Genomic DNA, 7,820 nt, shown 5'->3' on the forward strand with positions numbered 1-7,820 from the left:
AACAGAAATGGACTGCGAACGCTTAGTCACTCAAGAATCCCACCCGTTGCACCGTAAGGTGTAGGGCTTGCGTCTTTAGACGTGGGAGTCTCAATAGAAGTAGTATTTTTAATTAGCTATTATTACATTTACTTAAACAAAAAGGAGAAACATACATAAAGTTCCGTGCAAACTAGTGATTTTACACAAAAGGTGATTGCTACTTGCTAATTATGTAGGAAAAGGGATGATAATAATTGGATATTTTTATACCTATAGGTTTGGGTTTTTTAATAAATTTCGCTGTCTTTATTATTTTAAAGGCTTTCAAACAGACAAATAAAAGGTCATTGCTAATTTGTTTATTAACCTTTTTGGTAGTTCTTCTTAGTTCCTTTGTTATCGGAGAGTGGATAGGAATGGGGATAGGTATCATCAGCTTAGGTATGTTAGTATTCGTAATGCTATTGGGGATTCTCGTATTTGCGACTCGAACAACAAATTGATGAGTTTCAAGGAGGTATAGTTATGTGGGCAATATTAGGGATTATTGCCATAATAGCAACTGTTATAAATCTTTCTTTGTTTGCAGCAGGAAAGGATTATAAGCTTGCTATGGCGATGGCATTATCATTTACAGCATTAACAATTTGTGCGGATTACAGTTATGTATCTCGGTGGGTAGAAGTGGAAGATTGGGCGGCTATATCGGATGTAGTACCTGGAATGGCAAGGGCATTATGGCTTTTAACAATTGTTTCTATCTTGCTAAATATAGCACCCATATTTTTAGAACGAAGACGTAAGAATAGTTGATGACTCAGTTTGCCAAACTGGGTTATTTTTTTGCAAATAAAAGGGCTGCAAAACAAAGAGATATTTAAAAAAGGGATAGAACGTGGAAGTATAGGGACTGGATCAGTTCCAGTCCAACAATACATCGAAAAAGTGGGCGCTCTGCGCTTTTCTTAGGTAAATATGGAGTATCTTTAAGGATTCAATAATATTTTATAGGATATATAAGAATCAATGAGGTATTTGTGTTCAATTGAATTCCTTCTAAAACAAACTGTAAATATCCTTAAATTTAGAATTCGTTAGTTATTTTGATTATTGCTATAATTTTAATGAATGTGAAGCAGGAGAGGATTAATGCTTACAAAAACTTTATGAGAGGATTGTTTATGGAATGAGAATACTGAAAATTACACTATTTTTCGCTTTAGCTATGTTTGTACTAGCTGCTTGTGGTTCGGACACAAGTAATAATGATAATTCAAGTAGTGATGGCAATGGCTCAGAATTTGATTTAGTTGAAGATGGTAAATTAACTTTCGCTGCATCTGGTGAATTTAAACCATTTAGTTATATGGAAGGACAAGAGATGATTGGTTATGATATCGCTGTTGCAGAAGCGATTGCAGAAAAGCTTGGTTTAGAAGCTGTACAACAAAAAGCGAAGTTTTCTGGCATCGTAACTGGAGTTAAGGAAGGCCGTTATGATATTGCTGTAGCAAGTCATACCATTACCGAAGATCGCTTAAAAGAAGTAAACTTTTCAAAACCATATTATTATTCTGGTCCAGTAATTTATACAAGAGCAGATAGTGATATTCAATCGGCTGACGACTTAGAAGGTAAGGAAATTTCTGTTTCTAGAGGTTCAACATACATCGAAATGGCACAAAACTACACAGACAACATTCCCGAAGTAGATAGTGATGTTGTAGCATTACAATCATTAGCATCTGGACACCATGATGCCGTGATTACAGATGATATTACTGGTCAAACAGCGATTGAAAATGGGTTGGAAGTAGAGAATCGTGGACAATTAGGTGTGAGTGAACAAGCAATCGCTGTAGCTAAAGAAAAGGAAGCTTTATTAGAAGCAATTGATGAAGCATTACAAGAATTAAAAGATAGTGGAGAACTTGCAGAGTTATCCAAAGAGTGGATTGGAGTAGACATTACACAAGAACCAGATGAATTAGAGTAATATCTAAGGAATGTGTGCCTACGTGTGCACATTCCTTTCATAAAGGAGTTGAATCTATTTGGCGCACTTCATAGAAGTATTTATAGGTAGTTATGATTTATTTTTAAATGGTCTTTGGAAAACCCTCCAACTTTCTGTTGCCTCTCTTATCGTTGCATTTTTCATTGGTTTGTTTTTTGCCATTTTAAAAATCTCCAAAATTAAACCATTACAATGGATTGCTGATGCTTACATTTGGATCGTTCGTGGTACACCATTGATTGTACAAATCTTTGTGCTGTTCTATGGATTAGTTGAGATCATGTTAATACCGATGTTCTGGGCTGGGGTTGCCGGTCTAGCTTTCCATAATGGAGCATATATTGCTGAGATTATTCGTGGGTCAATTCAATCAATTGATAAAGGACAAACTGAAGCTGGTCGATCATTAGGGATGACAGCTGGAAAAACGATGCGAAGAATTGTTTTGCCACAAGCATTTCGTAGGGCGACTCCATCACTAGGGAATCAATTTATAATCGGTGTAAAAGATTCTTCATTGGTATCATTTATTGGTTTTCAAGAATTATTTGGTGTGGCAAGTTCAGAGGGTTCCAACCACTTTGATTACTTGACATACTTCCTAGTTGTAGCTGTTTATTACCTAATCATCGTTCTAGCCTTAACGTTGATTGTTCGTTACATTGAGAAAAAATTAGCTAGAAGCGATTAAGTGAGGAGGGAAAACATGAGTGATCAACATGAAATGATTCGAGTAGAGAAGTTGAACAAGTCTTTTGGCGATTTGCATGTGCTGAAGGATATCGATTTAACCGTTAAGGAAAGTGATGTTGTTGTATTAGTGGGTGCTAGTGGATCAGGAAAAAGTACTCTCCTTCGCTGCCTTAATTTTCTCGAAATGAAAAATAGCGGAACTGTAATAATTGATGGGGAGCAAATCGAAAAGACAACCCATGACTTAAATAAAGTTCGTGAACGAGTAGGAATGGTTTTTCAACATTTTAACCTATTCCCACATAAAACAGTGATCGAAAATATAATAGAAGCACCTACTCAAGTGAAAGGAACTCCTAAAAAGGAGGCCATTGCAAACGGGAAGATGCTGTTAGATAAGGTTGGCTTAGGTGATAAGTATGATGTTTATCCATCGACCTTATCTGGTGGACAAAAACAGCGTGTAGCAATTGCAAGAGCTTTAGCGATGGAACCAGAAGTGATGTTGTTTGATGAGCCAACATCTGCCCTTGACCCTGAACTTGTTGGTGAAGTACTGTCTACGATGAAAGAATTAGCAGAAGAAGGGATGACGATGGTCGTCGTTACTCATGAAATGGGCTTCGCAAAGGAAGTAGCCGACTGGGTCGTATATATGCATGATGGGAAAATTGTTGAATATGGAAGTCCAGAAGAAATATTTGATCATCCTAAAGAAGAGCGTACACAAGCGTTTTTAAGTTCTATTTTGTAGAGAATGTTTTGTTTAGAGGTGTACTCATTATAATACTCATTTAAAATCGTACTGTGATTCACAGTGCGATTTTTTGTTGTTTTAAGGGATCGATTGGCATTTTAATATCACATAGACTGAAAATAAATAGTGTTGAATATACAAATTAAGAACAGCCATTGAAAAAATCATTAAATTAATTTGAATAGTATGATAAAATTAATGTCACATTGTGAATTAATCAAGCAGGATGATCTTTCAATAGAAAACTCCAGGAGGGGTGAACGATTAATAAAACAGGAATGTTTAACTCAATCAAAAAGTTTGTTTTAGATCGTACTCGATTATTAAAAATAGATGAATTGAATCTGTCTGAACAAGCTATAGAAGAATTTGATGAGATGTTCATAAGATATATATCATCAGGTGATGGTAGTATTTTTACATATAAGAGTAAATACCCATTATATATGTTTCTAAATTATGTTATCGAGACAAAGGGGTTATTAGTACACGGTTCTAATAATTCCGCGATAAATATATTTGAGCCAAGAAATAGTTCTCTCTTTAACGGCAAGCCAATTAAAGCTGTTTTTGCTTCATCAGACGGAGTATGGTCATTATTTTTTGCCGTTCAAAATAGAAAAGGTTATGTTGGTTCCATTAGAAACTTGTGCTTATCGGTGCCTACTATTAAAGGAAAAATACGTTATTATTATTTTTCAACAAATAATGATGCTCCAAATCGTTGGACAGACGGAACGATATATTTCTTCCCAAAGACCCTATTCAAACAAGGTGGAATTAGAGATGAATGGGTTTGTGAAACAGAATTAGAACCACTTGCGAAATTAACCGTTTCACCAAGCGATTTTCCATTTCTAGATAAGGTCAGGGTTCATAAGGAAACTGAGTCAACTGTAAAAACAATTATAAAAGCACTACTTTTTAAAATGTGAAAGTCTATTATTCAACAATGCTGGAAAAGGAGTGGGATTTTATAATATGAGAGCGCAAGATATGAAAATATGGTGATATATATTGCAGACTCGAACAAACCGGAGGAACAAGTGTATTTAGAATATGATAATAAATTCTACCTATTTAGTAGTAATAAAACAGATACAAGAACTATTCTAAGTATTGTGAAGTAAAAACTACTACTACAAATTTGATTTTAAAACCTTCACTATTAGTTAAGTAATTTTTGAATATGTAATCACTGCTCCCGTATCGATAACAGGTGCGTTTGTGGAAAAAGCAGATACGTAATTTAATTATTGGAAGCAGAATATGAAACTTTATAACAATCCTTAACGTCGTATTTGGTAAAGGAGGCACAGTCTAATGAGAGAAATTAAATTGATTTTTATACTCTTATTATTTTCTTTTGTTTTAATAGGTTGTCAAAATAATAACCTCAATTTAAGTGACGATATTACGAGTATCGAGGTGTATGAATGGGGCAGTGAAGAACTACTTGCTACGATCGATGATAAGGGGTTTATAAAAGAACTTGTAAAAGATTTAGACAATGCAAGAACACATTCAACTGCAAATCTTGACTGGGCGATGCCAGATTATAAATTACTTTTCAAACATGATACTGAGGTTTTGTTTGAGATTGGTTATTGTAAAGAAGAACAGAACTTTGGAAGTGGTGCAGTGGGACGATATTGGGAATCAGATAAACTTTATGAAGTAAGTACAAAATTGAATGTGGAATAACGATTCTAATCTATTATTAGCTCTACTTATGTGTCTCGCTAATTTAATTTGGAGGGTCGAAAATATGAGTAAAACAAAATTTACATTATTGATTACTTTGGGTATAGTTGGTGGTATTTTCATTCTTGGAGTTCTACGTTGGTTAGGTTTAGATATTTCACTAGCCAATGTATGGTTTAAAGTCTTTGGAGAACCTAATACGGTTTCGACAACGATTGTATCGCTAATTACCATATTGGTTTGTTACTTTATAATACGTGTAGCTTATAAGAAAGCTGTGAATTCACAATAAAATCTTGAAATTCACATAGACCTCTAATAAAATGAGGTCTTTGATATGCAGTTTTGCGCATTTGTACAGTCTATAATTGGATTTTTGACACGCGTATTTGTTCTACTTGTTTTTCAAAATAGCTCTAACAACTGTAGCTTGGGTTCTATTCCAGGCTTTTTTTGTGGTTTTTATATAAAGATAAGAAAATATCAAAGATGTCTAGCTCCGAGCGCCTGCGACTAGCGAGACTTCCTTCGCCTACGTACGATAAGTCAACATCGACTCCCGTTGGTCGTCGTGTTTCCTTTATCTCCTACGCCTCAGTCCAGTCCGTACGTCGCAAAGCGGGCGCTCTGCGCTTTTCTTAAAAATTTAAATTAAAGTGAAATAATTATGACTATTGATTCGACTAATTAATGAGCAAAGCATCGGAGGAGATATAGATGATAAGTGACAAAATTTCAGAATGGTTCTATCAATATAACAAAGATATATATCATTTCTTAGTTTATTATGTTGGATCTGGTGATATAGAGGATTTGGTTCAAGAAGTTTTTATTCGTGCTATCAAGGGTTTTGATACATATCAGTCGAAAGCTAGCGTTAAGACTTGGCTTTTTTCGATTGCAAGAAATGTTGGAATCGATGAGATTAGAAAAAGACAACGGAACAGAATTAAGAGTGTAATTAACTTTTCTGATTCTGAACCGAAAGAGGAAACGACACCGGAATTAATCCTTCATATGAACGAAAATAATAGAATTTTATATCAAGTAATTAATTCATTAAAGGATAACTATCGGGATGTGATTATTCTCCGAGCAATAAAAGAATTGTCAGTTTCTGAAACTGCAGATATTTTAAATTGGAACGAAAATAAAGTCCGTATTACTTATCATCGTGCCTTGAAAGCCTTAAAGGAAAAGAAGGAGGTTATTCAATATGAAAGATAATAAGAAGCTAGAATCATTAATTGATGAAATTAAATCCCTTCCAAAACCTAACTATGAGAAAGATTTTGATATTAACAAACAAAATGAAATTCATAAAACCCTTATGAAGTATTCAGATGGTCTAGAGTTAAAAAGGAACAGAGGTAATCTATTTAAACATATTTCGGTTGGGATAGGTAGTATGGCTGTCTTACTATTAGTATTGGTGATATTTATTCCATTTAGTCCAAATTCAACTAATAACACTTCTCAAATTAATTCTTTTGAGGCATTTTTTCACCAAAGCATGGAGGAAATGAACAAACTAGAAGAAAAACATTCATACAACCTCATCTCTACAGAGTTTAATGTAGTTCATGCAAATGATGCTATTGCAATATTTACAGAAGAAAAAGATCAAGAAGAACAAATTTATATAGCTTATTTTGAGAAACTACGTAATCAATGGGAATGGAATCAAACTAGAGGATCTGAGTGGAATACACCAGTGAATTGGTCTTCGATGAAACAAAAACCTTATATTTTTTCTGGTCCATTAAGTGATCATTCTATAAAAGAGGTATATGTAGGCGAGGAACAAGCAAAAATCATTGAAGTTAATGGTGATAAAAGATTTTGGTACGCAATTAGCCCGGTTGAAGAGGTTGATGTCATAATCGTAACAGAAGATGGGAATAGAAAAATACTTGAGGAAGTTGAAAACGAAAATATTCAGGAAACTTATAACCAAGACCCAAATAAATATATTACTTCTAGTGATAATGAAGTAGAAGCAATAATCCTTGAGTCTATTGAATATCAAAGGTTAAATAAATGGGATGAATATGTAGAGCTATATAATTACAGTTCTGAGGTAAAAGAAGACCTATTAACCTTTTTAAAAGACAGTAATAATCAAGCAAAAAAGGAAGGAATTCATGGTATACAGGATATTAAGGTAGTAAGTATGGAATTGACGAGTGATTCGGAGTTTATTTCACAGGGTGACTATGTGTATGACGTGTTATTAGATATGAAAGTTCAAAATCCTTCAGAATTCTATATGAATGGAGTGACACGCCATGTGTTTGTTTTAAACAGAACTAGTGAAGGTCTTAAAATAGAAACTGTATATTTTAAAGGGTTGGTTGATGATAGTGAGTAAAATAAATTGCACAGCCAATTATATTTTGAAAGATAAGATATGCATGATAAAAATATCCCATATAACAGCATGAAATTTGTTATATATAATGTTTTACACAATCAAGTTGACAAAGTTGAAAATCATAGCAGTGAGCATGATTGCACCGTCACAATGGCGCGTCATTAGTTGAATAAGAAGTGTTAAGAACTAGAAAGGGGCTGGGACATAACTAAAAAGTCATTGCCAAAGACGAACAATTTGCTAGCTAAGCGGAGGGAATATACGTAGACTCCTGTGGGAGCAAAGGCATCGGT

9 protein-coding genes are annotated in these 7,820 nt (G+C 34.2%); all 9 read left to right on the forward strand.

What is annotated here, in order from left to right; genetic code table 11:
* Positions 1 to 507: 507 nt before the first annotated feature.
* The 9 genes from BUB12_RS16785 to BUB12_RS17930 all read left to right on the forward strand — a co-directional run bounded on the left by BUB12_RS16785 (position 508) and on the right by BUB12_RS17930 (position 7,524).
* Positions 508 to 795 carry a hypothetical protein gene (locus BUB12_RS16785; RefSeq protein WP_072892062.1) on the forward strand — a complete coding sequence of 96 codons (288 nt, stop codon included), beginning with the start codon at positions 508 to 510 and terminating at the stop codon, positions 793 to 795.
* Positions 796 to 1,168: 373 nt separating this feature from the next.
* Positions 1,169 to 1,978, forward strand: coding sequence for a transporter substrate-binding domain-containing protein (locus tag BUB12_RS16790; protein ID WP_072892063.1), 810 nt, complete (start codon positions 1,169 to 1,171; stop codon positions 1,976 to 1,978).
* 58 nt (positions 1,979 to 2,036) lie between these two features.
* Positions 2,037 to 2,690, forward strand: coding sequence for an amino acid ABC transporter permease (locus BUB12_RS16795; RefSeq protein ID WP_072892064.1), 654 nt, complete (start codon positions 2,037 to 2,039; stop codon positions 2,688 to 2,690).
* A 15-nt stretch (positions 2,691 to 2,705) separates the two neighbouring features.
* Positions 2,706 to 3,446, forward strand: coding sequence for an amino acid ABC transporter ATP-binding protein (locus BUB12_RS16800; protein ID WP_072892065.1), 741 nt, complete (start codon positions 2,706 to 2,708; stop codon positions 3,444 to 3,446).
* A 281-nt stretch (positions 3,447 to 3,727) separates the two neighbouring features.
* Positions 3,728 to 4,384 (forward strand): hypothetical protein, encoded by a 657-nt coding sequence (locus BUB12_RS16805; protein WP_072892066.1) that lies wholly within the window; start codon positions 3,728 to 3,730, stop codon positions 4,382 to 4,384.
* 388 nt (positions 4,385 to 4,772) lie between these two features.
* Positions 4,773 to 5,153: a hypothetical protein gene (locus tag BUB12_RS16810; protein WP_072892067.1), complete on the forward strand. Its 381-nt coding sequence runs from the start codon at positions 4,773 to 4,775 to the stop codon at positions 5,151 to 5,153.
* A 64-nt stretch (positions 5,154 to 5,217) separates the two neighbouring features.
* Entirely contained in the window at positions 5,218 to 5,445 is a 228-nt protein-coding gene (locus BUB12_RS16815) for a hypothetical protein (RefSeq protein ID WP_072892068.1), read from the forward strand.
* Between the two features lie 425 nt (positions 5,446 to 5,870).
* Positions 5,871 to 6,380, forward strand: coding sequence for an RNA polymerase sigma factor (locus BUB12_RS16820; RefSeq protein WP_072892069.1), 510 nt, complete (start codon positions 5,871 to 5,873; stop codon positions 6,378 to 6,380).
* On the forward strand, positions 6,370 to 7,524 hold the full coding sequence (locus BUB12_RS17930; protein ID WP_072892070.1) for a hypothetical protein: 1,155 nt from the start codon (positions 6,370 to 6,372) through the stop codon (positions 7,522 to 7,524). The genes BUB12_RS16820 and BUB12_RS17930 overlap by 11 nt, the downstream gene beginning before the upstream one ends.
* Positions 7,525 to 7,820 lie beyond the last annotated feature (296 nt).

The sequence above is a fragment of the Ornithinibacillus halophilus genome (genome assembly GCF_900129485.1).
Classification (GTDB): domain Bacteria; phylum Bacillota; class Bacilli; order Bacillales; family Amphibacillaceae; genus Ornithinibacillus; species Ornithinibacillus halophilus.

Bases quoted from the DNA above. Each gene is read 5' to 3' on its own strand.
- BUB12_RS16785 (WP_072892062.1), top strand. From the start codon at position 508: ATGTGGGCAATATTAGGGATTATTGCCATAATAGCAACTGTTATAAAT.
- BUB12_RS16790 (WP_072892063.1), top strand. From the start codon at position 1,169: ATGAGAATACTGAAAATTACACTATTTTTCGCTTTAGCTATGTTTGTA.
- BUB12_RS17930 (WP_072892070.1), top strand. From the start codon at position 6,370: ATGAAAGATAATAAGAAGCTAGAATCATTAATTGATGAAATTAAATCC.
- BUB12_RS16810 (WP_072892067.1), top strand. From the start codon at position 4,773: ATGAGAGAAATTAAATTGATTTTTATACTCTTATTATTTTCTTTTGTT.
- BUB12_RS16820 (WP_072892069.1), top strand. From the start codon at position 5,871: ATGATAAGTGACAAAATTTCAGAATGGTTCTATCAATATAACAAAGAT.
- BUB12_RS16805 (WP_072892066.1), top strand. From the start codon at position 3,728: ATGTTTAACTCAATCAAAAAGTTTGTTTTAGATCGTACTCGATTATTA.
- BUB12_RS16815 (WP_072892068.1), top strand. From the start codon at position 5,218: ATGAGTAAAACAAAATTTACATTATTGATTACTTTGGGTATAGTTGGT.
- BUB12_RS16800 (WP_072892065.1), top strand. From the start codon at position 2,706: ATGAGTGATCAACATGAAATGATTCGAGTAGAGAAGTTGAACAAGTCT.